Below are 25501 nucleotides of genomic sequence, written 5' to 3' on the forward strand. Positions count from 1 at the left end.
TATGTACACCCATAGTTTGAATATAATCCAGGAAGGAATTCCGCTTGGCGAGGCCAAAAAAGCGATCATATTGTTACACGGAAGGGGCGGCTCGGCGCAGGATATTGTTTCCCTGCGCAGGAGCCTGAACCTCGACGAAATGGCGATCCTGGCTCCTCAGGCTTCGCGTAACAGCTGGTACCCTTTCAGTTTTATGGCTCCGGTCTTGCAAAACCAGCCGGCACTGGATTCGGCGCTGGATACGGTTGCCGGCGTTGTGGAGCAGATTGAAAAAAGTGGAATATCGCCCGAGAATATCTTTTTCGCAGGATTTTCGCAGGGAGCGTGTCTGACTCTGGAATATGTAGCGCGCAATGCAAAAAGGTACGGTGGGGTAATTGCTTTCACCGGCGGACTGATCGGTGAAACGCTGGACGAGCATAATTACGGCGGGGATTTCGCGAACACACCTGTATTCATTTCTACCGGTGATCCTGATCCGCACGTACCGGTTTCGAGGGTGAAGGAAAGTATCGCTATCCTGGAACGGATGAATGCATTTGTTACATTCAACATTTACCCAGGGCGGCCGCACACAATCCTTCCCGGAGAGATCAAGCTGGCCAACCAGCATATTCTGGCTTAAACTGCATGTCTTCATTTGCCGGTTTTCGCAACCCGGTTTTCGCAACCCGATTTTCGCAACCCGGTTTTCGCAACCCGGTTTTCGTAACCCGGTTTTCGCAACCCGGCCTTTTGATTAAGGGCCGGGTTTTTTACTTTTGGGATAATACCTCAACTGAAAATGCACGCGCCTGCCCGGCGATAAATGAACAGCATGTTTGAACGGATCAACAACTACGCATTGCGGTGCATGCACTTTTCCAGCCACGACCTAGATTTTTTCGACTCTTTACTTCAACACAAAAAATTTAACAAAAAGACCTTCCTTCTGCTGGAAGGCGAGGTTTGCCAGTTTGAAGCTTATATTCTGAAAGGATGTATCCGGACTTACTATATCGACAGCGCCGGCTCGGAGGTGACGCTCCAATTCGCGATTGAGGACTGGTGGGTGAGTGATATTACCAGTTTCCAGAACCAGACTCCGAGCCACATGTATATTGAAACGCTCGAAGACTGCGAAGTGCTGCTGCTTACCCCGGAGGATAAAGAAAAGCTGCTGACCAATATCCCTGGCTTTGAAAGGATGTTCAGATTAATGGTACAGCGGAATCTCGCGCAAACGCAGGAGAGATTGTTCCGTACCATTTCAACCAGCGCGGTGGAGAAATACCTCGACTTTCTTAACCGTTACCCTACCATTCCCCAACGTGTAGCCCAACATTATATCGCTTCATATCTCGGATTTTCGCCCGAATTCCTGAGTAAGGTCAGGAAGAAGCTAAGTGCAAATTAAATTTTTACCAGAAAGGAATCCAGGCGCTGTATATACGGCGCAAAAAGCTCCACAAATTTGCTGTAAACAACCCTGATAACGCCCTTCCAGGCAATTGGAATAGTTATTTCAGAATGCATTTCAGAACCAATCATGAAATTGTCATGGCACAAAATTCAGAAATTGTAGAGGTACTGAACGATTTGATTCTTATCAATAACGACCGTATTGAAGGTTATAAAAAAGCATCGGAAGAAACTAATTCTTCTGACTCTGACTTGAAATCTCTATTTAGTAACCTTTCCGAACATAGTGCAGAACATGTACGTGAGTTGTCATCGGAGGTAACTTCCCTGGGCGGCGAACCGGCGACCGGCACAATGGTATCTGGTAAAATATACCGCGCATGGATGGATGTAAAATCCGTATTCACCAGCGAAAACAGATTGACTGCGCTTGAAAATTCAGAGTTTGGAGAAGACGCAGCTCAGAAAGCATACGAAACTGCATTAAAATCGGACGCGCTCACTCCTGATCTGCGTTCATTGATAACCAAGCAAAAAGCCACACTAAAATCGGGTCACGATACTGTAAAGAGATTGCGTGACATGGAAAAAGTGCATTAACATTATATCTTCATCATCAGACAAGAAAACAGCCGGCTTACGTCGGCTGTTTTCTTTTTATGTGGTTCTACCGGTTCCCGATTATCTCTTTTGCTCAGCCGGCACTTTATCATCGTGTTTGCTTCTGGTAGAGTCACTATTCAGGTTAGACTGGTTTGATGGAAATCCCAGCGAGTCATCCTGATTATCTTCTCCTATTCCCATTGCTTTTCTGCTTTCAGCTCCGCTGCTGTCGTTAGGAGTAGTCTGCGTTGCGCTTCCCGAGCCTTCACTTCCTTCGGTATCGTCATTTTCTTTGCTGCAAGATGCAAAGCAAAGACACAATGCCAATCCCAATAATGCGCCGGTTGTTTTTAATTTCTTCATGATTTTGGTTGTTAGTTATGCAAATAAGATTTTGTCAAAAAAGCTATTGTAGTTTGATTGTTAAAGAGAGGCTGCACCGTCCGCTTTCCCGGCATGAACCGGAAGCTCAGCAAGGATCGCCTGTGCCGCCCTGTCGATTGCCTGCAAAACGATTTCTTCCGCCTCACCTTCGAAAACTTCGCGGATCGCTATGGATTTCTCTTTAAAATAGATGTGCAGAAATATTGTGCCCACCGGTTTTTCCTCAGTTTCACTACCGCCCGGACAGGTAAGCCCGGTAACAGCTAAATGAATATCAGCCGGCATGAAAGTCTGCAACCGCTGCGCGAGCTCCTGGGTAACCTCTGCACTTTCGGGCGTAAATCTTTTGATCATATCCGCGGGCACGTGCAGGATTGTCTGTTTCAATAATGCATCGTAACAAACCAGGCCGCCTTTTAATACTTTACCTGACTCTTCGCAGAGCGAAAATTCGGCGGCCAGGCGCCCGGCAGTGGCACTTTCGGCAAAAGCAACGCTCAGGCCCCGCTCTGCCAAAGCTTTACTGCATTCGTTTACAATTTGTGAAGGCATATATTTTGGCTTGTAAGAGATGAATTAATTAAGTTTAATAAGCAATCCTTCATCACCACCCATTGCAATAATTCCCGACACGCTCATTCCAACCCGCTCTATCTCAGTACATAATATGACAATTCCCGAGTAGCTGCCAGTGCGTGGCCTGAAATATCCCGGGCGGTGAGTCAGATTCAAAATAACCAGGAAACGCTCGTCCCCAAACTGCCGGATGTAGGATATCAGTTGCTGGTCCGAATAGACGGGAATGTATGCGCCGATATTCAAAGCTGCATATTGCTTGCGCGCCGCTATCAGTTTGTGGTAAAACGCCAGCATGGAATGCGGATCTTTTTTTTGCATTTCAACATTGACCCTTCCGGAGTTATAAGGCAACCGCAGCCAAGGTTTATGTTGTGAAAACCCACTGTGGATTTCGTTGCTCCACTGCATTGGCGTGCGCGCGGGATCCCGGCTTACATTCAGCTCGGGCATATTCAATCCCTGCGGATCCACAATCTCATCCATTGGAATGGGCACGTCCCGCATTGCAATCTCATCGCCATAATAAATCGTAGGGGTACCGCGCAGTGTAAGCAGCATCATCGCCGCTACCTTCGCTTGTGACCGTCCCACGCGACTCGCGATACGCGGCTTATCATGGTTACCTAATACCCAATTTGGCCAGCCGTTCATCGGCAATGCACCTTCATATTCATCGATGGAAGACGCAATCCTGGCAGCATCCCAGGGTAATGTAAGCAGCTGAAAGTTAAATGGTAAATGTGCCTCTGAGCCTCCCTGGCCGTAATAAGTCACCAATTTATGAATAGGAAGATAGATCTCGCCGATCAGCACGCGCTCCTCATATTCGTCTGTTAATGCCCGCATCATTCGCACAATTTCGTGCACCTCGGGCTGGTCGGTGGAGTAGGTGGGAATATAATGATCGTAAATAAGGTCGTCGGCATGGAACGGGGAATCCGGTGCTACGGGATTATCCCGCAGCTGGCTGTCTTTGATCATGTGCCACATTACATCCACGCGAAAACCATCAATTCCTTTATCCAGCCAGAATCGCATAACGTCCAGCATTGCCTGCTGAACGTCCGGGTTTCGCCAGTTCAGGTCGGGTTGCTCTTTCAAAAATGCGTGATAGTAATATTGTCCGGTAGTCTCATCCCATTCCCAGGCGTGACCGCCGAAAACGCTCAGCCAGTTATTTGGGAGTTCACCGTTTTCGCCGCCGTCGTGCCAGATATACCAGTCACGTTTTGGGTTATTCCGGGAAGATCTGCTTTCCAGAAACCAGGGATGCTGGTTGGAAGTGTGGTTTGGAACCAGATCGAGCAGCACTTTCATGCCGCGGCTGTGGGTCTCTTCCAACAGCTCGTCGAAATCCGCCATCGTACCAAAAAGTGGGTGGACACCGCAGTAATCGGAAATATCATAACCAAAATCCGCCATAGGCGACGAGAAAATCGGTGACAGCCAGATGCAATCGATTCCAAGCCATTTAAGATAGTCCAGCCTGCTGACGATACCTTTCAGATCCCCAACTCCATCCCCATTCGAATCCTGAAAAGAGCGCGGGTAAATCTGATAAATAACCCCGTGCTGCCACCAAAGATATTTTGTCGGAGCAATCGGCTCTCTCAATGTTTGTTCCAAATTCATGGTTAATCAGTTTGATCAATGATCGGTTGCGTACTCAAAAATCGCGCCTGAGTCGTTTTTTGCGGTTTTTTAGTGATCAAATGAAAGCAAGATGTGCATTTTCGCGACTGATTCAGGTTGAGCTGCACAAGGATTGTTGCATGGCATGGTTTTTAACTTAGCGAGAACAATCTGGTACATAACTACTATTGAAATGGAAAAAAACGCGATTGGACAGGAAAAATCATACTTTGAAGTAGCGGACGGAATATGGGGGCTTACTGACATTTTTGCCAATGTATTTGTTGTAAAAAACGAGTCGGACGGATCGTGGGTATTGATCGACGGCGGTTTAAAGACAGGCTATTCCAAAATCAAGAAAATGGTCGCCAGCCTGTTTGGTGAAGGATCCAGGCCCGCAGCGATACTACTTACCCACGGGCATTTCGATCATATTGGTGCTGTAAAACGCCTGGCTACGGAATGGGAAGTGCCGGTATTTGCGCATTACCTGGAATTACCGTATTTGACAGGAAAATCGGCTTATCCACCAGCTGATCCGTCTGTTGGTGGTGGATTAATGACCTATCTATCAGAATTTTACCCCAAACAATCCGAAGATCTAACGGGCATAGTGGAAGCATTTCCGGGAATAGATGCATCCGTTCCTTTTTTGCCTGATTGGAGTTACATTCATACTCCAGGGCACTCTCCGGGGCATGTAAGTTTTTGGAGGGAAAGAGATAAGGTTCTGATTGCGGGAGATGCTTTTGTGACCACGGCTGCTGAATCGGCTTTTTCAACGTTAACCCAAAGCAAGATCGTTTCGGGACCACCTAAGTATTTCACCTGCGACTGGCTCAGGGCCGAAAGTTCGGTGGAGACACTCGCCTCGTTAATGCCAAATATTGTTGCGGCGGGGCACGGCAAGCCTATGAGTGGACAGGAAATGCAGCAGGACTTGCTCGAACTGGCCTACTATTTCCAGGATCTCGCCGTTCCCAAAAAGGGCAGGTATGTGATGTCTCCTGCAATTACAGATAGTTCAGGCGTGGTTTCGCTTCCAAAAGAAGGCTCGAATCCGGTAGAAATGTTTTTGACAATAAGCGCAGTAGCGGCCCTGTCTGCACTCGGCTTGGCACTTTACGCAAGATATCGAACACAAAAAAGCTTGTTTTAACCCTTATACAGTTGAATGCGGTGAAAGATTTCACCGCATTCAGCTTCATCGCCATTATTTTAAATAAATCCGAAGCCGGAAGTTTTGTTGTGACTACGCCATAATTTGTGTATGTGGTCTAATTTTTGCATGTCACTCATGAGCAAGGATTAAAGTAATCAACTAAACTGTTCATGGAAAAAAAAGAAATTTACCTGGTCGACGATTCAGCGGATCACAGACTACTGATCCGTACAATATTCAATGAATTTTTACCCAATTACCGTGTGCGCTTTTTTCAGGGAGCAGCTGAGCTTTACCAGTTTATGGTTCTGCAGTCTGCTCCTGAATTTTCCGGCAGCCGTCCCGGCCTGATCATCCTCGATCTAAAAATGCCAAATATCGACGGTTCCGATCTGCTGCGGCTAATCAGAAAGACGCCTGATAATTTCGTTACGAAGTGGTCAACGCTGCCGATTATTATCCTCACAAGCAGTTCATCCGACGAGGACATTCAAAAATGCTACGCCGCAGGAGCAAACTCGTTCATTGTCAAGCCAGTCGAATTTGAAGAACTTCGGTTTCTGATCGAAACCATTTGCCATTACTGGATGGATTACAATACACTTCCCGTGCCTACGCGCAAAGAAAATTCAATCTGAACGACCGGCACCGTCAGATTGGTAGTATTTCCTGGTAGCTTTGTGCACTGACGGTACCTATTAGTAAGATCGTATACCGTTCGATAACTGAAAAAGTCGAATTAAAAGATTACATCCTTTAATTTGACTTAAATCATAATTTTTCAAAGTCGTGGAAAACTCCGACAGGGCAATTGGTGCCACCATTATACTGATCTTCATGATCGCTTATTCCGTCTACACGTCTGTCCGCAAACGCCAGCGGGAAGAAAGAAAAAGGAAAGTGCTCAGAGAGGGCATCGAAGCCAGTGCGACTGTACTGAATATCGAACCCACAGGCGAGTATCTCAACAACCAACCCGAATTTCAGGTAAAGGTAAAAGTGGAACCCGAGCAGGGAAACGAATTCGTGGCCGAGATGACGGAAGTGTTATCTTATTCTAAATATGAAGTAATACGTGAGGGAAGCAAGGTTCTTGTAAAATACGATCCAGCTTACGATAGAAGAGCGATATTCTTACACCACTCGGAAACCCTTCTTCAATAGGTTGGATAGCAGCTGCTCCAAAGTGTCCGCATCAATATAATGGCATCGCGGACCGGAAAAGAGGATAGAAGAAGTAAGTGTGTGTATAGATTAAAGTTATAGTGTGTGGTACCCACTTTCATTAAGCCGTTACAAACAAAATAGTTATAGCCTGTTTTCGCAAAGGTTGTTGACTGACTGGTCAAGTTCACTTAACTATCGGTACAAATACTTTAAAATCCGACCTTTTGGCAGCCATAATAGCTATTTTTCCATATCGATTTTTCCAATCACAGCTTCCAGATCAATCCCTTTGCCAAGTACGGGTTTGAACAGATCACCTTCCTGCTGCACGCGCTCCATTGCATTGTGAATCGTAAAATCCCGCAACTGCAATCCTTCCTTTACTTCGTCCCAATGCAAAGGCATGGACACGGTCGCACCTGGCTTTGGCCTCACGGAGTACGGTGCAGCCAGCGTCGCTTTCGGCCGGTTTTGCAGATAGTCAATGTACAATTTCCCCTTCCTGTTCTTAGTCATTCTCTCTATACTCGTGAACTTGGGCAGTTCGTGCTGCACTTGCGACGCAACCCAATTGGCGAACATCTGGCATTGGTCATAGGTATATTTCGCGCCAAGGGGAATATAAATATGCAGGCCCGTGGAGCCGGACGTTTTGCAATAGCTTTCCACCTGTATCGAGTCGAGAAGCTGCTTGATAGTTTGAGCAGTCAATATCACTTGTTCGAATGTATTGGTCGTGTCCGGGTCCAGGTCCAGCAGGCACCAGTCAGGATTATCGGGCGCTTCAATGCGGCTGTTCCACGGATTTACGTCGATACATCCGAGGTTGATCATGTATAGCAAACTAGCCTCGTTGTTGCTGAGCATGAAGTTTTTCTTCTCATTATCAGCTTCATACGGAAAAGTCTCAATCCAGGACGGAACCTTGCCGGTCACATCTTTTTGGTAAAAACTTTTTCCTTTAATACCATTCGGAAAACGGTTAAGTGACATCGGCCGGTTTTCCAGATACGGCATCATAACAGGCGCAACCTGGTAGTAATAATTGATCAGCTCGCGTTTTGTGATTTTGTCGTCGGGCCAGAATAGTTTGCTCAGGTTAGAGAATTTCAAGTCCTGCCCATTAAGTTTGCGTGTCTGCGTTTCATCTTTTGGGTTAAGAAGTGTTTTTCGTTCCGCCTTGGCTGGTTTCTTAATCACTTCATGATGAGCCTCTTGCTTTTCGGTTTCCCCGATAACTTCCTCAGTCGGTTCTTCGATTTCCCGCACCACATCTTTGGCCGACTTATCTTCCCGCATTCCTTCAAAAGAGGGATGCCGGAAAACACCGTCGGACGTGATTTCAGCAAAACTTACTTCACATACCAGCTCGGGTTTGAGCCAGGTAGCGTCGGCTTTTGGTGGATTTGGTCTGAACCGTGAAGGCTTATTGTAATCAGGGGTTTCTGCAAAAGGGCTATTTTCGGTAATGAGTGGTTTGAATTGTTCCAACATTTCCTTCTGTTGCTTGTCTTTAAAGCCGGTACCCACCTTACCGACATATTGCAGGTGACCATTTTCGTACGCGCCAAGCAGCAATGAACTGAATAGTTTTGAAGACCCGGCGTTCTGCGTATAACCGGCAATGATCACTTCCTGCCGCTTGTTAACCTTAATCTTCAACCATTCTTTTGTCCTGATTCCCGGCGAATAAGTACTGTCCGATTTTTTGGCAATAATACCTTCCAACCCCATATTCTGCGCGGCCTCGAAAAACGCGGTACCTTCGGCAGCAATGCTGTAACCGAGCTTGGCAGGAACATCGTCTGTCACTATGCTTTGTAAAATGGCTTTTCTTTCTGAAAGTGGAAGCCCCGTCAGATCCTTGCCATCGAGCCACAGGATATCGAAAACGTAGTAAACAAGCTGACCGTCGGCTTCACTGCGCCAGTTCTGTAATGCATTGAAATCCGATTGTCCGTTGTCCTTGATCACTACGATCTCACCGTCCAGAACCGCATTTATTTTCCAATCTTTCAGATCATCATAAACGGGATAGAACTTTTCGTTAAACGATTTTTTGTTCCGCGATTTCAGGTCTATTTCGCCTTTATTCATGTACGCAATTGCGCGGTAACCGTCCCATTTTACTTCATATTCCCAGCCCGGATCGTCGAAAGGCCCGTCGACCAGTGTGGCCAGCATCGGCATTAATGTTTCTGGAAACTTACTTTTCGGAGCGCTTTTCAGGAAGTCCGCTGTTTTTTTTTTAGTCTTGCCAGAATCTTTTTCCTCGCTTGTTTCCTCTAAAACCTCATTTGCTTTTGCTGTACTTTTCTTAGCCGGCTTAGCTTTCTTTTCGTCCTTGTTGTCAGCATCTTCCTCTCCATACACGTGCTGGGGCGATTTTTCAATGCCTTCCAGTGTTTTTTTAGATAAAACTGACCTGTCTTTTTCGGTTATATCCGCTTCATCTGCGTACTTATCGCGGTGTTTGATCAGCAGCCAGGAATTTTCCTCCATAGAGGTTTTCACCAACGCGAACTCGCCTTGCAGCTTTTTACCTTTCAGTTTGATCTTGATAGAGCCCGACTTCAATTCTTTCAGGAGCAGTTTCTCCATTTCCTTTTTCGATCTGGCTTTTTCCAGCGGCTCGTAAGTCCCAAAATCCCAGACCATTACAGTGCCGGCTCCATAATTTCCCTTTGGGATAATGCCTTCAAAATCTTTGTAATCGTAGGGATGATCCTCCACCATCATCGCCAGCCGTTTCACCGACGGATCGGTTGACGGGCCTTTCGGCACCGCCCAGCTTTTGAGTACTCCATCCATTTCAAGCCTGAAATCGTAATGAAGCCGGGAAGCGTCGTGCTTCTGGATCACGAAAATCAGCTTTTCAGATTCAGCTTCGCCACCTTTCGGTTCTGGTGTTTTGTCAAACTTTCTCTTTTCATTGTATTTGGAAAGGCTCATGATCTTCAACATTGAGGTTAAAAAGATTCAGGTCATAGCGTCAACAAAGCGTTGCAGCATAGCCGCATTTCTAAAAGCATGCCCGTTGACGTCATTATTATAGAATGCCCAAATATTATGCCCCTGACTTCGCCAATGCACAAACTTTTCGGCATAACCCTGTATCGCGGCTTCGGAATAAGAGGAACTGTATAATTCCTTTGGACCGTGAAAGCGCACAAAAATATCCTTGGCAGTCACTTCTTCGTGGTACGGAAACGCTTCCGACTCGGCAATTGCAAGCGTCACTCCAAAATCCTTCATCAGTTGAATGCTCTCACCCGAGAACCACGATTCGTGCCTGACCTCTATTGCAAACCGGTAGTCTGAATATTTCTGTTTGAGTAATTCGAAAAAAGCAGTAACCAGCTCCTCTTTAAATCTGACGACGGCGGGAAGTTGGATCAGAATCGGGCCGAGATGATCTTTGAAAGGATCAAAAACATCGAAAAACCGGCGTAGAGGTTCTTCCGGATCGTTCAGTTTTTTCAGGTGCGACAGGTAGCGGCTCATTTTCGGGCAAAACAAAAAATGCGCCGGTACCGATTCTACCCACTTCTGAACCGTTTCTCTTTTAGGGATTTTATAGAAACTGTTATTGATCTCCGAAACCTGGAATTGTGTCGAGTAGTAGGACAAATAGTCTTTGGATTTTACCTCGGGCGGATAGAATATTTTGGCCCAGTGCTTGTAGCTCCACCCTGACGTACCAATATGAATGTGAGGTTGTTGTTCCATATTGGCTTCAAATAAATAATCATTCCGTTTTCACGAACATACTAAAACCGTCCGTCAGGAATGGTTTTTGCGTCTCGGATCTCGGAGCATTAAAAAAACCGCTGAATATGGGAGTAATAGATATTTTGGGCGAGCAGGAAGAAACGCTGGGTACTGCCGAGGATTTGCGTGAGGAGATTGTAGTAGAGGTAATGCAGCCGGAACTGTCAGGTAGTCTGGTTAAAATCGAGTTCGAAACTTCGGTAGGGCTTTGTAAAGGCTTTTACTATGTAAGTGAAGTCGGACACGAAGAAATCAACCTGGAACCAGATTCTGTTGACATACTAAAAATGTTGTTTCCGACTTGCAATGGCGTTTTTGTTCATCAAAATAACCGCGACTGGGTGGAAATAAGTGTGGCGGAACCGATTCAGGGCATTCCTGAATATAAGATATACAACCGGATCGTATCTCCGGGGGCGATTTAATGACGCTCCCACGCTTTACCACCGCATTCGTCAGGCTCAGCGAAAATTTTTCCTGACCTGGCGATTTTATCGCGTAATTAGTGACTGGCATCACGACAATACTTACGTTCAATGAAAAATATTACTGTCGAAGACCTTCGAGCTATTGAGGTTTTCAAAGAAGTCCCTGAGGATCAGCTGCAATGGATGATCGATAACAGCCGGCACTACGAATTGCAGGAAGGCGAATATATGACGCGACCCGGCGAGGAGCTGGAAGGTACCCACATTTTGTTTTCGGGTAAAATTGAGCTCTACCGCATTCAAAACAATACCAAACACACGATTTCAGAATTACTGCCCGGTACTATTACCGGTAGCCTGCCTTTTTCAAGGGGCAAAATCGGCGTTGCATTCGGTCAATGCGTGGAGCTGACGCAGATTATGACTTTGCCGAAAGATTTGCTGCGACATCTGATCGTTTCATTTTACGAACTCACTCAGGCGCTGGTGATCGTGATGACTTCCCGCGTCCGGGAATTTACAGAACTGGAACAGCAGAATGAGAAAATGATGGCGCTGGGCAAATTGTCGGCAGGATTGGCGCACGAGCTGAACAATCCGGCCGCCGCGATCGTGCGTGGATCGGTTTCTCTCAAAAACCATTTGTTAATGCAGCCAGGTGATTTCAAAAAGCTGATTTCCATTCACTTGTCTCCCGAGGAAGTGGACGTGATCAACAATAAAATGGAGGCGATATTACAGTCGACCGACAGGCCGGTGCTGAGTATGATGAAGCGCTCCGAAAAGGAGGATGAAATCCTTGATTGGCTCGATGATAACAGTATTACCGGCTGCTCGGATATTGCCGAAAACCTGGTGGAATTCGGCATAACTGAGGAGGATCTGGAAGAGCTGAAAAGTAAGATCAATAAGAACGATCTTTCGCCTATCTTGCTGTGGATCAATAATAATCTGACTACGGAAAGAATGGTGGCGGATATTCAGGAAGCTTCCAAACGGATCGCTGACCTGGTAGGTTCTGTCAAAACTTTTACGCACATGGACCGTGGCGGCGAGCGCGAGGTGGTGGATATTCACGTCGGTATCCGCAACACGATCATTATGCTGAACTACAAGATCAAAAAGGCAAATGTGAAGGTGATCGAGGAATTTGACACCACTTTACCCAAGATAAAAGCAATGGTGGGCGAGCTTAATCAGGTATGGACAAACCTGATTGACAATGCGATAGATGCACTGGAAGGGCAGGAGGGAGCAGAACTTAAGATTGTGACTTTCCGTGAAAAGGATTTCGTGAAGGTGGCGATCTGCGATAACGGGCCGGGCATTCCAAAGGAAATCCGCTCCAAGATCTTCGATCCGTTCTTTACCACCAAATCAGTAGGAAAAGGTACGGGGCTCGGGCTGGATGTGGTGATGCGGATCGTGCGGCAACATCATGGCTCAGTAACCCTGCAAACAGAGCCCGGGAAAACTGAATTTCTGGTTTGTTTCCCGATTAATGGATAAATTAGTTTCTGCATCTTAAAAACGTTTCCTACTATGGGTTTGCCCATTATATTTTCAATTGACGACGATCCTCAGGTTTTAAGGGCTATCAGCCGCGATCTAAAATCACATTACAGAGATAAGTACAAGGTACTCAGCACCACATCCGTCGCTGAGGCAATGGAAAGCCTGCTCGAATTGCAGAATAAAGGGGAGGAGGTAGCTATTTTTATTTCCGACCAGCGTATGCCGGAGATGGAGGGAGTGGAATTTTTAGAAAAAGCCAAAGTACTGTTTCCTTTTGCCAAAAAAGTTTTACTAACCGCCTATTCAGATACCGAAGCCGCGATCAAAGCGATCAATGATGTCCAGCTGGATTATTATCTGATGAAACCCTGGGACCCGCCGGAAGAAAAGCTTTACCCGGCCATCGATGAACTGTTGAACGACTGGCAAGGAGACTACCGGCCGGACTTTAAAGGTATTAAAGTGTTAGGTTATCAATTCTCACCTAAGTCTCACGAAATCAAGGACTTTCTTGCTGGGAATTTAATGCCTTATACTTGGCTGGACGCCGAGTCAAACGAAGTTGGAAAACAGATCAGCGCGACGAATAGTCTCTGTCCGGTAGATTTTCCGGTTGTGATATTTGAGGATGGTACTTTGTTAAAAACGCCTTCGCTGATTGATATTGCGGGTCGGATCGGCTTGAATGCCAAGACCAAACAGCAGATTTATGACGTAATCATAATCGGTGCCGGTCCGGCAGGTCTTGCCGCGTCGGTATATGGTGCGTCGGAAGGTTTAAGTACTTTATTGATCGAGCGCAAAGCGCCTGGGGGACAGGCTGGTACAAGTTCAAGAATTGAGAATTACCTAGGCTTTCCAACTGGCTTGAGCGGCGCGGAACTTACCCGCCGGGCAGTTACGCAGGCTACGCGTTTCGGTACCGAAATGCTTTCTCCACAATATGTGAAGGAGATTAAATTAAAGGATAAATACAAAACGATCGTTCTTGGCGATGATACGGAGATCAACGCAAAAGCTGTGGTAATCACGACCGGCGTAGATTATAGGAAGCTGGAAACGAAAGGGATTGAAGACTTTACAGGAAAAGGCATTTACTATGGAGCTGCCAGTACCGAGGCTGCTTCCTGCGGTAATAAGGACGTTTATGTGCTCGGTGGAGGTAATTCGGCGGGCCAGGCTGCGATGTACCTGTCCAAATTCGCGCGCAACGTTTTTATTTTAATCCGTAAAAATGACCTTACCTCATCGATGTCGTCCTACCTGATCGACCAGATCAAGGGAACTGAGAATATCACTATTTTAGGGTGTACAGAAATCGTGGAAGCCACGGGAAGCGATCGGCTGGAATCGTTAAAGCTGGTTGACCTGAATACCAGTGAAGAGCGTACCGTGCCTTCCGATGCACTTTTTATATTCATCGGCGCCCGGCCTTACACAGATTGGGTTGGTCTTGAAATTATTAAAAACAAGAAAGGGTTCATCGAAACGGGCCGCGAAATGAAGGGTTACGGTAATTTCAAACAGATCTGGCGCTCTGCCCGCGACCCTTATTTGCTCGAAACGAGCTCACCGGGGATATTTGCAGCCGGCGATGTGAGGGCCGGTGCTATGAACCGGGTTACCTCGGCAGTAGGCGAAGGATCGATGGCCATCAGTTTTGTTCACCAATATTTAAGCGAAGTATAATGGATCAGACTTGTCAGCATATTACCGAAATAACCGACTTAAAGCTGCCGAAAGAGCTCGTTTGTGAAGAATGTGTGAAAACCGGCGGACGCTGGATGCACCTGCGAACCTGCCAGACCTGCGGCATAACACTCTGCTGCGACAGCTCACCTGCTACGCACATGACGAAGCACTTCCATGCCACAGCGCACCCGGTGGTAATATCCGCGGAGCCGGACGAAAAATGGCTTTGGTGTTATCAGGATGAAGCATTTGTAGAGTACGAGTAAGCAGGATTGAATTTCGTAACTTTCACGCATGCAAAAAGCAACGTCAGTCCCGGAGTTTTATAAGGAAATCGAACAGTTGATCCCTGAGCCTTTTCAGAAGGAGATCGGTCATTTTAATGTATTCAAGACCGAAGAGCTGTACCGTGCAGGAAAGGCTCAGGTAATGCCTTATAACCGGCGGGCTTACTATAAGATCAGTCTGATAATTGGCAAGAACCGGGCGGAATATGCGGATAAAGTAATTGATATTGAGGATAATGCGTTGCTTTTTGCAACGCCGCAGATTCCTTACAATTACATACCGCAAAACGAAAACCAGTCCGGGATGTTCTGTATTTTTTCAGAGGACTTTCTTACGCAGGATAATAGCGGCGTGAAGCTTCGGGAGTTGCCTGTTTTCAAGCCCGGCGGCGACCCGATATTTTTCCTTTCCGATAATCAGATCCAAGAGATCAGTCAAATCTTTGCAAAAATGTTTAGGGAGGTGGAGTCAGATTACATTTATAAGTATGATCTGCTCCGCAATTATGTGATCGAGCTGATTCATTTTGGTCAGAAATTGCAACCTGTTTCAGCTGCGGGCGTTGAGACAAACGCGTATCGCCGGGTTTCTTCATTATTCATCGAGCTGCTGGAAAGGCAGTTTCCAATAGAACCTCCGCATCAGAAGCTTGCTTTCCGTTCCGCCCGGGACTTTGCAGATCAGCTCTCGATCCACGTGAACTACCTGAATAAAGTGTTGAAGGAAATAACCGGCAAAACGACTACTGAACTGATCACCGAGCGCATTGTCAAAGAATCCAAAATCTTGTTAAAGCATACAGACTGGAATGTATCCGAAATCGCTTACAGCCTGGGCTTTGAGGAAACTTCTCATTTTAACAACCTTTTCAAGAAACACACTTCCCTGAATCCCCGCGCTTTTCGCCTCTGATTTGAATTTCGCAAGTTTTGGTTTGAAACCGACAAATTGATTTTCTTGGCAGGAGATACCTTTGTTCCATCAACTTTAACAAATAAAATGATGGAATCGAATAGCAAAATTGCATTGGTAACGGGAGCAAGTCGCGGCCTGGGAAAAAACATGGCGCTCGCACTGGCTGGTAAAGGAAATGATGTAATTGTGATTTACAACAGCAGCGAGAAGGAGGCTACGGAGGTCGTCTCAGAGATCGAATCACTCGGTCGGAAAGCGGTAGCTGTTCAGCTCAATACAGCGGATACAAAATCGTTTGGAGCTTTCTTCGGCACATTATCGGGCATTCTGAAAACGCATTGGAACCGGGATACCTTCGATTTCCTGATCAATAATGCAGGTATAGATCGGTTTTCAGCTTTTGCCGACACTACGGAAGAAGCATTCGACGAGTTGCTGAATGTACATTTCAAAGGTGTTTACTTTCTAACCCAAAAAGCACTGCCTTATATTGCCGATCAGGGCCGCATTGTCAACTTGTCTACCGGACTCACCCGTTTTGCCACACCTGGCTACGCAGCTTATGCTTCAATGAAAGGTGCAATGGAGGTAACAACCAAGTATCTGGCCAAGGAGCTGGGCGGTCGGGGAATTACAGTCAATATCGTCGCTCCTGGTATCATACACACCGATTTTACAAAACGTGCATTTGAAGCTCACCCCGGCCTGGAAGCGCACATGAACAGCATTACCGCACTCGGCCGGGTGGGTCAGCCTGATGATATCGGTGGGGTGGTTGCATTCCTATGCTCACCGGAAGCTGGCTGGGTGAATGCGCAGCGGATAGAGGTATCGGGCGGGATGAATTTGTAGTGGGTGTTTGGTATCTGCGCAAAACGGGCGAATAAATGCGCAGGAAGGATTCCTGCGCAGACCGGATTGGTATTGGAGTGAATTAATCCGATATTTGCGCCTGAATAATTCGCCTTAATACACAGATAATGTCAATAAAAGGTCCGATCATTTCCATTGAAGACGACACAGACGATCAATTCTTAATCCAGAGTGTCATTGAAGAATTGATGATTCCCAACAAGCTGATCTTCTTTGCAAATGGCCTCGAAGCGCTGCTGTATCTCGAAACGACTCAGGAACAGCCTTTTTTAATCATTTGCGATATCAATATGCCGGTTATGAACGGACTCGAACTGAGGGAGAGGATAGACCGGAACGAATACCTGAGAAAAAAGGCAATTCCATTTATCTTTCTGAGCACCGCCGACAATCCGCTCGTTATTGAAACCGCCTACGATTCTACTATTCAGGGTTTCTTCAAAAAGGAAAACAGCTTTCACGAGCTGAAAAGCCGGCTGAAAATTATTTACGATTATTGGCAATGCTGCCTCCATCCCAACCTTCACGTGTGATCGCACGCGGCTCATGAAGAGAATTCTGATCATTGACGACGAGGCGAAACTGAGAGGCCTGATTGCCCGTATTGTCAGGCTAGAAGGCTTTGAAGTGGCGGAAGCAGCAGATTTGAAATCGGGCCTCCGCGAATTGGGGCAGTCGGATACCGATGTACTTTTATGTGATGTCAAACTGCCGGACGGTAACGGCGTGGACTTTATTCAAACAGTAAGAGAAAAGTTTCCACTGTTAGAAACCGTCCTCATGACCGCCTACGGCAATATTCCCGACGGCGTGCAGGCTATCAAAAATGGTGCATTCGATTATATTACCAAAGGCGACGACAACAATCGGATCATTCCGCTGATCTATCGGGCGCTCGAAAAAGCCGAACTCAACAGGCGCGTGCACCAGCTCGAAAAGCAGGTTAGAGAAAAATATTCGTTCGATGCCATTATTGGCAAATCTAAAAAACTGCTGGCAAGCGTCGATCTGGCCAGAAAAGTAGCGCCGACGGATACTTCGGTGTTGCTGCTCGGAGAAACAGGGACCGGAAAAGAGGTTTTTGCGCAGTCGATCCACCAGGCCAGCGGCAGATCGAAAAAGCCTTTCGTAGCGATCAACTGTTCGGCATTCGGAAAGGAACTGCTTGAAAGCGAAATGTTCGGTTACCGGGCGGGCGCATTTACAAATGCAGTGCGCGATAAGAAAGGATTATTTGAGGAAGCAAATAACGGTACCATTTTCCTCGACGAAATTGGTGAACTGGCGCTGGAGTTACAGGCAAAATTGCTGCGTGTACTCGAATCGGGCGAGTTTCTGAAAATCGGCGATACCCAGCCCACCAAGGTAAATGTGCGCGTCGTAGCGGCTACGAACCGTGATCTCACGAAGGAAATAGAAGCGGGCCATTTCAGGAGCGATCTGTATTACAGGCTGTCGGTGTTCGAAATCGTCATTCCGGCACTGCGGGAGCGGGCAGGGGATATTGAAGCGCTTGCAACCACTTTTGCCAAAACATTTGCCTTCAAAGCGAATAAAAAAGTGAATGCATTATCGCCAGCCTATATTGAGCTGCTGGAACAAAATCGCTGGAACGGAAATATCCGCGAGCTTAAAAACGTCATAGAGAGAAGCGTAATCCTGACTGACGGACCAATTCTGGACGTGGAAAGCCTGCCATTTGAATTGGTGCAGGCGCGAAACGATAGTAATTCCAGCTTATCCGCATTCTCCTTAGCCAGTGCCGAAAAGCTCCATTTAAGAAAGGTTTTAAATCATACCAACGGAAACAAGGCGGAAGCCGCGCGGCTTCTGGAAATTGGAATTGCCACTTTATACCGCAAAGTCGAAGAGTATAAACTGTAAGCATACATTTTCATTTTGAGAACGAGCCTATCATTTTGATAGGCTTTTTTTATTGGTTAAAGTGGCTGTTTTTTGTAATTGACTGGTAATTAGCTCTCTATATAGTTTTCAATGATAGCGGAACAATTTTGGCAGAAGTATTCCCGAACATTTAACAATACGCATATCATGACAACAATCCTTCTTCTGCTTACCGGCGCACTTTGCTTCGCGCTGTTTTACAAATCCATCGGTTTTTTCGAAAAAATCTGAATTATGCTGGCGCTATTCATCATCTCCATCCTGGTCTTCTGCTACATGGGTTACGTGCTCGTCAGACCTGAAAAATTTTAACCTAGAAAATATGAATACTGAGATTCTGGGTATCGTTTTCGTTTTCGCAACCACTATTGCGCTCGCGATACCATTCGGAAAATACATTGCAAAAATTTACGCTGGCGAGCGGACTTTGCTCGACCTGATTCTGGGACCAGTTGAAAAGCTTTTTTACAAACTCAGCGGTATCCGCGTCCAGTCAGAAATGAACTGGAAACAGCACCTTTCGGCTCTTCTCACGATCAATATGGTCTGGTTTTTCCTGGGTATGTTCGTGCTGATGAACCAGGGCTGGCTGCCGCTAAACCCGGACGGAAACCCGTCTCAATCTGCGGAACTGGCGTTTAATACCACTATTTCTTTCGTGGTCAATTGTAACCTGCAACACTATTCCGGTGAAACGGGCGTGAGTTACCTGGGACAGTTGTTCCTGATGTTCCTGCAATTTGTGAGTGCAGGCACAGGTATGGCGGCTGCCGCTGTGGTGATCATTGCTTTCCGGGAGCGTAGCGCAGATAAGCTGGGGAATTTTTATGAATTGATGATCAAATCGTGCACTAGAATATTGCTGCCTGTTTCGCTGGTGGTGGCGGTGATCCTGTTGCTGAATGGCGTTCCTATGACGTTCGAAGGCAAGGATAGTTTCGTCTCCATGCAGGGTGACACCGTACAAGTTTCTACCGGGCCGGTGGCTGCTTTTGTACCGATTAAGCACGTGGGAACAAATGGAGGTGGTTTTTTCGGAGCGAACTCTGCGCACCCATTTGAGAATCCGAACTATGTAACCAATATGGTCGAGATGTTTGCGCAAATGTTTATCCCGATCGCAATGGTTTTTGCACTGGGTTTTTATCTCAAAAAACGCAAACTCTCCTGGGTGATCTTCGGCGTGATGACGATCGGCTTTTTGCTGCTCGTCGTTCCAACGGTATTTTCAGAACTAAAAGGTAACCCCGCAATCGCCGAAATGGGTATTGACGTTTCCAGTGGCGCTACGGAGGGGAAGGAAATCAGGTTCGGAACTGCATTCTCCGCATTCTGGAGTATAGCCACTACCGTCATTTCAACGGGTTCCATAAATGCGATGCACGACAGCTTTATGCCGATGTCCGGTCTCGCACAGATGCTCGCAATGATGACGAATGCATTTTACGGCGGAGTAGGAGCGGGCATCCTCAATTTCTACATATTTATCATTCTGGCAGTGTTTATGAGTGGCTTAATGGTGGGCCGCACGCCGGAATTGATGGGGAAAAAGATAGAAGCGAGGGAAATGAAGATCGCGATGATCGTCGCTTTGCTGCATCCTTTGCTGATTCTGGCTGCGACTGCATTAGGCACAACCTTACCCCAATATACAGCCGGAACGCTCAATAATCCAGGTTTTCACGGTTTTAGCGAAATGTTGTACGAGTATACTTCTTCTTCGGCCAACAATGGAAGCGGCTTTGAGGGGCTGGGAGATAACACACCGTGGTGGAATATCAGCTGCGGTATCGTACTGATCCTGTCGCGCTTTCTTCCCATTATCGGCCCGGTCGCAATAGCGGGGATCCTGGCTTCCAAAAAACACATTCCCGAAAGTGCCGGCACGCTCAAAACGGACACAGGAACATTCGGTATTATGATCTTCGCCGTCATCGCTATCATCACCGCCCTGTCGTTTTTTCCTGCACTTACGCTCGGACCGATCGCGGAATATTTTTCAATGAAATAATTGATAATCAATATGAAAGCTCAAAATACATCCCTATTTCAAGGGGATTTAATACGGGAAGCGCTGGTGCAATCTTTTGTTAAGCTCAACCCAAAGATCATGTTCCGCAACCCTGTGATGTTCACGGTCTGGATCGGTACATTCGTCATGCTCATCGTGAATATCTGGATACTCACGGGCGAGCGTTCGCAGGGCAGTTTGTTGTATAATCTGATTGTCCTCGTGGTTTTGTTGCTCACTTTGTTGTTTGCCAACTTTGCCGAAGCGATTGCCGAAGCGAGGGGAAAGGCGCAGGCGAATAGTTTGCGGAAGACCAGGGAGGAAACGCCGGCCAAATGGATACGGACAGTAGGTGAAATGTATCTGGATGAAGTTCAGGTAGTTCCATCATCGCAACTTCAAAAAGGACAGTTCTTTCTGTGCGAAACTGGCGATATTATCCCAACCGATGGCGAGATCGTGGAAGGTTTGGCGACGATAGATGAAAGCGCGATCACGGGCGAATCTGCGCCGGTGATCAGGGAGGCTGGTGGTGATAAAAGCAGTGTGACGGGCGGTACCAAAGTGCTTTCCGATCGGATAAAAGTAAAAGTTACGACCGAGCCTGGTGAAAGCTTTCTGGACAAAATGATCGCGCTGGTAGAAGGCGCCAGTCGCCAGAAAACACCTAATGAAATTGCATTGACGATACTGCTGGCCGGTTTTACACTCGTTTTTATTATCGTTTGCATTACTCTAAAACCTTTCGCTGACTTCGCCAATACCCCCATTACCATCGCCGCCTTCATTTCGCTGTTCGTTTGCCTGATCCCTACTACCATTGGTGGGCTGCTTTCGGCGATTGGTATTGCGGGAATGGACCGTGCGCTGCGGGCCAATGTGATCACTAAAAGTGGAAAAGCGGTCGAAACGGCGGGGGATATTGACACTTTGCTTTTGGATAAAACCGGCACGATCACGATCGGTAACCGGAAAGCCACGCATTTCTGGGCGGCCAACGGAATTGAACCGGATGAATTCATTAAAAGTGCTGCATTAAGTTCAATCGCCGACGAAACGCCTGAAGGGAAATCGATCCTCGAACTAGCCGCCCTGGCCCCGGAAAAGCTGCGTGTTGAAAACCCTGTATTCATCGAATTCACGGCTGAAACGCGCAGTTCAGGCGTCGATTTCAGGGAAACGAGGATTCGTAAAGGAGCTTCCGACGCAATTCGCCGGCTGACTGAAAATGCCGGAAATGCATTCCCGGAAGAAACTGCCGCAAAAGTCCGTGACATATCCAGTAACGGCGGTACTCCTCTGGTTGTGTCTGAAAATGAGCGGGTTATTGGTGTAATTGAATTACAGGATGTGATCAAGCCGGGTATTCAGGAACGGTTTGAAAGGTTGCGCAAAATGGGCGTAAAAACGGTTATGGTAACGGGAGATAATCCATTGACGGCCAAGTATATTGCCGAAAAAGCCGGCGTGGACGATTACATTGCCGAAGCCAGGCCGGAGGATAAAATGAACTATATCAAAGCCGAGCAGCAAAAAGGAAAGCTCGTGGCGATGATGGGCGACGGGACCAACGATGCGCCGGCTCTGGCGCAGGCCGACGTGGGGGTGGCGATGAACAGCGGTACGCAGGCCGCCAAAGAAGCGGGCAATATGGTCGATTTGGATAACGACCCAACCAAGCTGATCGAGATCGTAGAAATCGGAAAACAGCTTTTAATGACCCGCGGAACGCTCACTACTTTCAGTATTGCTAATGACGTAGCGAAGTATTTTGCGATCGTGCCCGCGCTCTTTATTGCTTCGATACCGGCGTTGCAGGGGTTGAATATCATGGGGCTGCATTCACCGGAAAGCGCGATCCTGTCGGCGGTCATTTTCAATGCGATCATTATCCCGCTGCTGATCCCGCTTGCATTAAAAGGAGTAGCCTACAAACCAATTGGTGCGAGTGCATTGCTGCGAAGAAACCTGCTCATCTACGGTCTGGGAGGTATTCTGGTGCCTTTTGCGGGGATCAAGGTAATTGATATGGTGGTTGGTTTGTGGTTTTGAGAACTATTGCTCATAGTGACCATGCACACTATAGAATCAAAAATAGTATTGCTCATCTGCCCTGTTCGAGGTGTTTTGTGAAGAGTTCAAGTGAATCTCCGCTAAACGTCACCATATTTCTCTCTTCAAGATTCTTTAAAGATTTTTCGAGACGATCGAAGTATTCGCTACTGCTCTCTTTCCTTAAAATGCCAGACGAAGGACGTTCAGAAATGCTGATGGTGATTTCAGAATCTTCACGTCCGCGCAGGAGCAACCTGATCTTCTCGATCAGTTCGTCCGTGAATTCGGCGGGATGAACCTTCAAAATAGCTTCCATAATTTTTTTTAGATAAATATAACAACAAAATCATGAAACAACATATTCTTCCAGCGGTCAGGTTGACGCTTGTTACGCTGGTATTTTTCTCCGGAATTTATACTATTATCATTTTTGGTATTGCGCAGATAACGCCTTTTAAGGGTCGGGGTGAAGTTATTGAAGCTGGCGGACAAAAATACTATGCGAATATCGGACAAAAATTTACCGAGGACAAATACTTCAGCTCCCGGCCTTCTGCGGTGGATTACAATGCTGCGGGCAGCGGCGGAAGCAATAAAGGTCCTTCAAATGCAGAATACCTGGCGGTCGTTCAGGCGCGTATTGATACGTTTCTGGTACATAATGCGGGCATAAAAAAGACACAAATTCCCGTGGAGCTGGTGACTGCGAGTGGCAGCGGACTGGATCCGGATATTTCGCCAAAAGCAGCGCTGGTTCAGGTTGAAAGAATTGCCAAAATGCGCAATCTGCCGGCCGGAAAGGTGGGGGATCTGGTTGAAAGCAATATCCAGGGGCCGCTGCTCGGACTTTTCGGTCCATCCAAAATCAATGTATTAAAACTTAATATCGCTCTCGATCAATTGAAATGAAAACCGCACTTTTTTTCTTAACAATATCATTATCAGGCTTATGTAGTCGGGTTGAAGCGCAGGATTCAACTGGGAAGGACAATCCATTCAGCATCAATGCATATCTCGAAACCTATTACACACAGGATCTGACGAACAGTAAGAGCCACTCGTTGCCCGGGTTTATATATAATTTTAACAGGACGAGCGAAGTCAATTTGAACCTGGCTTTTCTCAGGGCAGCTTATCAAACTGACAACGTGCGCGCCAATCTTGCATTCGCGGCAGGTACTTATATGAACGCGAATTACGCCGTCGAGCCGGGCGTCTTGAAGAATGTATTTGAAGCGAATGCGGGATTCAGGCTCTCAAAAAGCAAGAATTTCTGGATCGATGCGGGGGTCATGCCGTCTCATATTGGTTTTGAAAGTGCTGTCGGAAAAGATAACTGGGCACTTTCGCGCAGTCTGGTAGCAGAGAATACGCCTTATTTCGAAACCGGGGCGCGGTTAAGTTTAACGAGCGAAAACGAAAAGTGGTACCTGGCGGCGCTCTATCTCAATGGTTGGCAACGCATTCAGAGAGTCGAAGGAAACAAGACGCCAGCTTTGGGAACGCAGGTGACTTTTAAACCAAATACTTCTATTACGCTAAATTACAGTACGTTTATTGGTAGCGATAAGCCTGACAGCGTGCGGCAGATGCGGTACCACCATAATTTTTATGGAGTTTTCCAATTATCAGAAAAAGTGGGTCTTACGGCCGGTTTTGATATTGGAACAGAACAAAAAGCGAAGGGTGCAAGCACTTATAATACCTGGTTTGTGCCCGTAGTTATAGCTCGATTTACACTCACACCCAAGCTGAATCTTGCTGCGAGGGGAGAATATTTTAGTGATAAAAAGGGCGTAATTATCTCGTCACAAGCATCTGAGGGATTCCAAACCTACGGTTTTTCCCTTAATCTTGACTACCAGATCAGTCCGCAGGTTATTTGGCGGATCGAGGCCCGGAATCTGCATAGTAAGGCTGCGATGTTCGATTCGGGTGCTGATTTTCAGCGGAATAAAAGCTATCTGACCACCTCACTTTCATTTAATCTCAGCACTCTCTAAATGGAAAGCAGCGCAGCACATTTTCTGGATCTTATCAAAAGGTCGAGACGTGGAAAGTTCAAGATCTATATCGGGATGAGTGCGGGTGTGGGCAAGACCTACCGCATGTTGCAGGAAGCGCACGCGCTGCTCCGGACGGGGATCGACGTAAAGATCGGCTACATCGAAACGCATCAGCGGAAAGAAACGCACGAATTGCTAGCCGGGCTGCCTGTGATTCCACGAAGGAAATTGTTTTACAAAGGGAAAGAGCTGGAAGAGCTTGATGTCCAGGCAGTAATCAGTCTGCGGCCCGAGGTGGTGGTGGTCGACGAATTGGCGCATACCAATATTGACGGCAGCAAAAATGCAAAGCGCTGGCAGGATGTGCTGGATATTCTCGAAGCCGGCATTAACGTGATCTCGGCCGTGAATATCCAGCATATTGAAAGCCTGAACAACGAAGTTCGGCAGATTACGGGCATTGAAGTGGCGGAACGTATCCCGGATAAAGTGCTCGCGCTCGCCGACGAAGTGGTCAATATCGATCTTACCGCCGACGAGCTGATTAACCGGCTGAAAGAAGGGAAAATTTACAAGGATGAGAAGATTCAGGCCGCGTTACAGCATTTTTTCAAGCCGCAGCATATTCTGCAACTGCGGGAGCTGGCTTTGAAAGAAGTAGCCTCGCAGGTAGAACGGAAAGTGGAAAATGAAGTACAGCCGGGCCTGGTTTTGAAGCACGAACGTTTTCTGGCGTGCATCAGCAGCAATGAAAAAACGGCAAAGATTGTGATCCGAAAAACTGCGCGGCTCGCTAATTATTACCATAGCAGCTGGTATTTGCTGTATGTGCAAACGCCGGCAGAATCGGCAAATAGGATCGGGCTGGCCAAACAGCGGCATTTGATCAACAATTTCAAACTCGCCACGGAACTCGGTGGGAATGTGATCCGGATCGAAAGCAGCAGTATTGCGAAAACGATCGTGGAGGTGGCCGAGCAGAACAAGATCACGACGATTTGCGTGGGTAAGCCGCATTTGAACCTTCTGAAAGTGATCCTCGCGACGAATGTCTTCAACGGACTTTTAAAAAAGATGTCTTCTTCCGACATTGACCTCGTTATTCTCTCCTGAA

General features: G+C 46.9%; 25 protein-coding genes. 19 read left to right on the top strand and 6 right to left on the bottom strand.

All coding sequences use genetic code 11. The annotated features are described in order from the left end of the window. The first annotated feature begins 1 nt into the window (after window position 1). The 3 genes from KOD92_RS07545 to KOD92_RS07555 all read left to right on the top strand — a co-directional run bounded on the left by KOD92_RS07545 (window position 2) and on the right by KOD92_RS07555 (window position 2001). Window positions 2–625 carry an alpha/beta hydrolase gene (locus KOD92_RS07545; protein ID WP_215232945.1) on the top strand — a complete coding sequence of 208 codons (624 nt, stop codon included), beginning with the start codon at window positions 2–4 and terminating at the stop codon, window positions 623–625. Between the two features lie 183 nt (window positions 626–808). Further along, entirely contained in the window at window positions 809–1396 is a 588-nt protein-coding gene (locus KOD92_RS07550; protein WP_229254580.1) for a Crp/Fnr family transcriptional regulator, read from the top strand. Between the two features lie 143 nt (window positions 1397–1539). Next, entirely contained in the window at window positions 1540–2001 is a 462-nt protein-coding gene (locus KOD92_RS07555; RefSeq protein WP_215232946.1) for a ferritin-like domain-containing protein, read from the top strand. Window positions 2002–2082: 81 nt separating this feature from the next. On the opposite strand, the gene KOD92_RS07560 is transcribed toward KOD92_RS07555, so the two are convergent. Genes KOD92_RS07560 through KOD92_RS07570 form a run of 3 tightly spaced genes read right to left on the bottom strand, consistent with a single transcriptional unit; the run spans window position 2083 to window position 4599 of the window. Then, complete coding sequence (locus KOD92_RS07560) at window positions 2083–2367, bottom strand: hypothetical protein (protein ID WP_215232947.1); 285 nt, start codon at window positions 2365–2367, stop codon at window positions 2083–2085. 60 nt (window positions 2368–2427) lie between these two features. Next, on the bottom strand, window positions 2428–2940 hold the full coding sequence (locus KOD92_RS07565; RefSeq protein ID WP_215232948.1) for a CinA family protein: 513 nt from the start codon (window positions 2938–2940) through the stop codon (window positions 2428–2430). A gap of 24 nt (window positions 2941–2964) precedes the next feature. Beyond that, window positions 2965–4599 (bottom strand): alpha-amylase family glycosyl hydrolase, encoded by a 1635-nt coding sequence (locus KOD92_RS07570; RefSeq protein ID WP_215232949.1) that lies wholly within the window; start codon window positions 4597–4599, stop codon window positions 2965–2967. A 193-nt stretch (window positions 4600–4792) separates the two neighbouring features. Between KOD92_RS07570 and KOD92_RS07575 the strand changes: the two genes are divergently transcribed. The 3 genes from KOD92_RS07575 (at window position 4793) to KOD92_RS07585 (ending at window position 6925) form a co-directional block, all read left to right on the top strand. Then, window positions 4793–5758 carry an MBL fold metallo-hydrolase gene (locus KOD92_RS07575; protein WP_215232950.1) on the top strand — a complete coding sequence of 322 codons (966 nt, stop codon included), beginning with the start codon at window positions 4793–4795 and terminating at the stop codon, window positions 5756–5758. A 173-nt stretch (window positions 5759–5931) separates the two neighbouring features. Beyond that, complete coding sequence (locus KOD92_RS07580; RefSeq protein WP_215232951.1) at window positions 5932–6399, top strand: response regulator; 468 nt, start codon at window positions 5932–5934, stop codon at window positions 6397–6399. A 151-nt stretch (window positions 6400–6550) separates the two neighbouring features. After that, window positions 6551–6925 carry a DUF3592 domain-containing protein gene (locus KOD92_RS07585; RefSeq protein ID WP_229254581.1) on the top strand — a complete coding sequence of 125 codons (375 nt, stop codon included), beginning with the start codon at window positions 6551–6553 and terminating at the stop codon, window positions 6923–6925. A 243-nt stretch (window positions 6926–7168) separates the two neighbouring features. Here KOD92_RS07585 and ligD read toward each other — a convergent pair whose 3' ends face one another. Together ligD and KOD92_RS07595 are read right to left on the bottom strand one after the other, a co-directional pair. After that, window positions 7169–9892: a DNA ligase D gene (gene ligD / locus KOD92_RS07590; RefSeq protein ID WP_229254582.1), complete on the bottom strand. Its 2724-nt coding sequence runs from the start codon at window positions 9890–9892 to the stop codon at window positions 7169–7171. Window positions 9893–9907: 15 nt separating this feature from the next. After that, window positions 9908–10657 (bottom strand): DUF72 domain-containing protein, encoded by a 750-nt coding sequence (locus KOD92_RS07595; RefSeq protein WP_215232952.1) that lies wholly within the window; start codon window positions 10655–10657, stop codon window positions 9908–9910. Between the two features lie 107 nt (window positions 10658–10764). On the opposite strand from KOD92_RS07595, the gene KOD92_RS07600 reads away from it, so the two are divergent. The 10 genes from KOD92_RS07600 (at window position 10765) to kdpB (ending at window position 22378) form a co-directional block, all read left to right on the top strand. After that, entirely contained in the window at window positions 10765–11124 is a 360-nt protein-coding gene (locus KOD92_RS07600) for a hypothetical protein (RefSeq protein WP_215232953.1), read from the top strand. 111 nt (window positions 11125–11235) lie between these two features. Next, on the top strand, window positions 11236–12636 hold the full coding sequence (locus KOD92_RS07605; protein WP_215232954.1) for an ATP-binding protein: 1401 nt from the start codon (window positions 11236–11238) through the stop codon (window positions 12634–12636). A gap of 33 nt (window positions 12637–12669) precedes the next feature. Further along, on the top strand, window positions 12670–14331 hold the full coding sequence (locus KOD92_RS07610; RefSeq protein ID WP_215232955.1) for a response regulator: 1662 nt from the start codon (window positions 12670–12672) through the stop codon (window positions 14329–14331). Then, window positions 14331–14600 (top strand): UBP-type zinc finger domain-containing protein, encoded by a 270-nt coding sequence (locus KOD92_RS07615; protein ID WP_215232956.1) that lies wholly within the window; start codon window positions 14331–14333, stop codon window positions 14598–14600. The genes KOD92_RS07610 and KOD92_RS07615 overlap by 1 nt, the downstream gene beginning before the upstream one ends. Window positions 14601–14628: 28 nt before the next feature. Then, window positions 14629–15534: a helix-turn-helix domain-containing protein gene (locus KOD92_RS07620; RefSeq protein ID WP_215232957.1), complete on the top strand. Its 906-nt coding sequence runs from the start codon at window positions 14629–14631 to the stop codon at window positions 15532–15534. 87 nt (window positions 15535–15621) lie between these two features. Then, window positions 15622–16389 (top strand): SDR family NAD(P)-dependent oxidoreductase, encoded by a 768-nt coding sequence (locus KOD92_RS07625; RefSeq protein WP_310589442.1) that lies wholly within the window; start codon window positions 15622–15624, stop codon window positions 16387–16389. A gap of 128 nt (window positions 16390–16517) precedes the next feature. After that, entirely contained in the window at window positions 16518–16943 is a 426-nt protein-coding gene (locus tag KOD92_RS07630; protein ID WP_215232958.1) for a response regulator, read from the top strand. Window positions 16944–16956: 13 nt separating this feature from the next. Beyond that, entirely contained in the window at window positions 16957–18294 is a 1338-nt protein-coding gene (locus tag KOD92_RS07635) for a sigma-54-dependent transcriptional regulator (protein ID WP_215232959.1), read from the top strand. A gap of 343 nt (window positions 18295–18637) precedes the next feature. Next, complete coding sequence (gene kdpA, locus KOD92_RS07645; protein WP_215232960.1) at window positions 18638–20326, top strand: potassium-transporting ATPase subunit KdpA; 1689 nt, start codon at window positions 18638–18640, stop codon at window positions 20324–20326. Window positions 20327–20338: 12 nt separating this feature from the next. Next, on the top strand, window positions 20339–22378 hold the full coding sequence (gene kdpB / locus KOD92_RS07650; protein WP_215232961.1) for a potassium-transporting ATPase subunit KdpB: 2040 nt from the start codon (window positions 20339–20341) through the stop codon (window positions 22376–22378). Window positions 22379–22430: 52 nt separating this feature from the next. Here the strand turns inward: kdpB and KOD92_RS07655 are convergent, their stop codons facing one another. Then, a complete protein-coding gene (locus KOD92_RS07655; RefSeq protein WP_215232962.1) occupies window positions 22431–22697 on the bottom strand; it encodes a hypothetical protein in 267 nt (88 codons plus the stop codon). A gap of 32 nt (window positions 22698–22729) precedes the next feature. Between KOD92_RS07655 and KOD92_RS07660 the strand changes: the two genes are divergently transcribed. From KOD92_RS07660 to KOD92_RS07670, 3 genes are read left to right on the top strand one after another with little or no spacing between them, the layout of a single operon-like run. After that, complete coding sequence (locus tag KOD92_RS07660) at window positions 22730–23290, top strand: K(+)-transporting ATPase subunit C (protein ID WP_215232963.1); 561 nt, start codon at window positions 22730–22732, stop codon at window positions 23288–23290. After that, the gene (locus tag KOD92_RS07665; RefSeq protein WP_215232964.1) at window positions 23287–24384 is read left to right on the top strand and encodes a porin; all 1098 of its coding nucleotides are present in this window, start codon (window positions 23287–23289) and stop codon (window positions 24382–24384) included. The genes KOD92_RS07660 and KOD92_RS07665 overlap by 4 nt, the downstream gene beginning before the upstream one ends. Next, window positions 24385–25500, top strand: coding sequence for a sensor protein KdpD (locus tag KOD92_RS07670; protein WP_215232965.1), 1116 nt, complete (start codon window positions 24385–24387; stop codon window positions 25498–25500). Window position 25501: the final 1 nt, after the last annotated feature.

This window comes from Dyadobacter linearis, assembly GCF_907165045.1.
Lineage (GTDB): Bacteria > Bacteroidota > Bacteroidia > Cytophagales > Spirosomataceae > Dyadobacter > Dyadobacter linearis.

Excerpts from the sequence above, each read along its gene's own strand:
- KOD92_RS07545 (WP_215232945.1), top strand. The coding sequence starts at position 2 with ATGTACACCCATAGTTTGAATATAATCCAGGAAGGAATTCCGCTTGGC.
- KOD92_RS07550 (WP_229254580.1), top strand. The coding sequence starts at position 809 with ATGAACAGCATGTTTGAACGGATCAACAACTACGCATTGCGGTGCATG.
- KOD92_RS07555 (WP_215232946.1), top strand. The coding sequence starts at position 1,540 with ATGGCACAAAATTCAGAAATTGTAGAGGTACTGAACGATTTGATTCTT.
- KOD92_RS07560 (WP_215232947.1), bottom strand. The coding sequence starts at position 2,367 with ATGAAGAAATTAAAAACAACCGGCGCATTATTGGGATTGGCATTGTGT.
- KOD92_RS07565 (WP_215232948.1), bottom strand. The coding sequence starts at position 2,940 with ATGCCTTCACAAATTGTAAACGAATGCAGTAAAGCTTTGGCAGAGCGG.
- KOD92_RS07570 (WP_215232949.1), bottom strand. The coding sequence starts at position 4,599 with ATGAATTTGGAACAAACATTGAGAGAGCCGATTGCTCCGACAAAATAT.
- KOD92_RS07575 (WP_215232950.1), top strand. The coding sequence starts at position 4,793 with ATGGAAAAAAACGCGATTGGACAGGAAAAATCATACTTTGAAGTAGCG.
- KOD92_RS07580 (WP_215232951.1), top strand. The coding sequence starts at position 5,932 with ATGGAAAAAAAAGAAATTTACCTGGTCGACGATTCAGCGGATCACAGA.
- ligD (WP_229254582.1), bottom strand. The coding sequence starts at position 9,892 with ATGTTGAAGATCATGAGCCTTTCCAAATACAATGAAAAGAGAAAGTTT.
- KOD92_RS07595 (WP_215232952.1), bottom strand. The coding sequence starts at position 10,657 with ATGGAACAACAACCTCACATTCATATTGGTACGTCAGGGTGGAGCTAC.
- KOD92_RS07600 (WP_215232953.1), top strand. The coding sequence starts at position 10,765 with ATGGGAGTAATAGATATTTTGGGCGAGCAGGAAGAAACGCTGGGTACT.
- KOD92_RS07605 (WP_215232954.1), top strand. The coding sequence starts at position 11,236 with ATGAAAAATATTACTGTCGAAGACCTTCGAGCTATTGAGGTTTTCAAA.
- KOD92_RS07610 (WP_215232955.1), top strand. The coding sequence starts at position 12,670 with ATGGGTTTGCCCATTATATTTTCAATTGACGACGATCCTCAGGTTTTA.
- KOD92_RS07615 (WP_215232956.1), top strand. The coding sequence starts at position 14,331 with ATGGATCAGACTTGTCAGCATATTACCGAAATAACCGACTTAAAGCTG.
- KOD92_RS07620 (WP_215232957.1), top strand. The coding sequence starts at position 14,629 with ATGCAAAAAGCAACGTCAGTCCCGGAGTTTTATAAGGAAATCGAACAG.
- KOD92_RS07625 (WP_310589442.1), top strand. The coding sequence starts at position 15,622 with ATGATGGAATCGAATAGCAAAATTGCATTGGTAACGGGAGCAAGTCGC.
- KOD92_RS07630 (WP_215232958.1), top strand. The coding sequence starts at position 16,518 with ATGTCAATAAAAGGTCCGATCATTTCCATTGAAGACGACACAGACGAT.
- KOD92_RS07635 (WP_215232959.1), top strand. The coding sequence starts at position 16,957 with ATGAAGAGAATTCTGATCATTGACGACGAGGCGAAACTGAGAGGCCTG.
- kdpA (WP_215232960.1), top strand. The coding sequence starts at position 18,638 with ATGAATACTGAGATTCTGGGTATCGTTTTCGTTTTCGCAACCACTATT.
- kdpB (WP_215232961.1), top strand. The coding sequence starts at position 20,339 with ATGAAAGCTCAAAATACATCCCTATTTCAAGGGGATTTAATACGGGAA.
- KOD92_RS07655 (WP_215232962.1), bottom strand. The coding sequence starts at position 22,697 with ATGGAAGCTATTTTGAAGGTTCATCCCGCCGAATTCACGGACGAACTG.
- KOD92_RS07660 (WP_215232963.1), top strand. The coding sequence starts at position 22,730 with ATGAAACAACATATTCTTCCAGCGGTCAGGTTGACGCTTGTTACGCTG.
- KOD92_RS07665 (WP_215232964.1), top strand. The coding sequence starts at position 23,287 with ATGAAAACCGCACTTTTTTTCTTAACAATATCATTATCAGGCTTATGT.
- KOD92_RS07670 (WP_215232965.1), top strand. The coding sequence starts at position 24,385 with ATGGAAAGCAGCGCAGCACATTTTCTGGATCTTATCAAAAGGTCGAGA.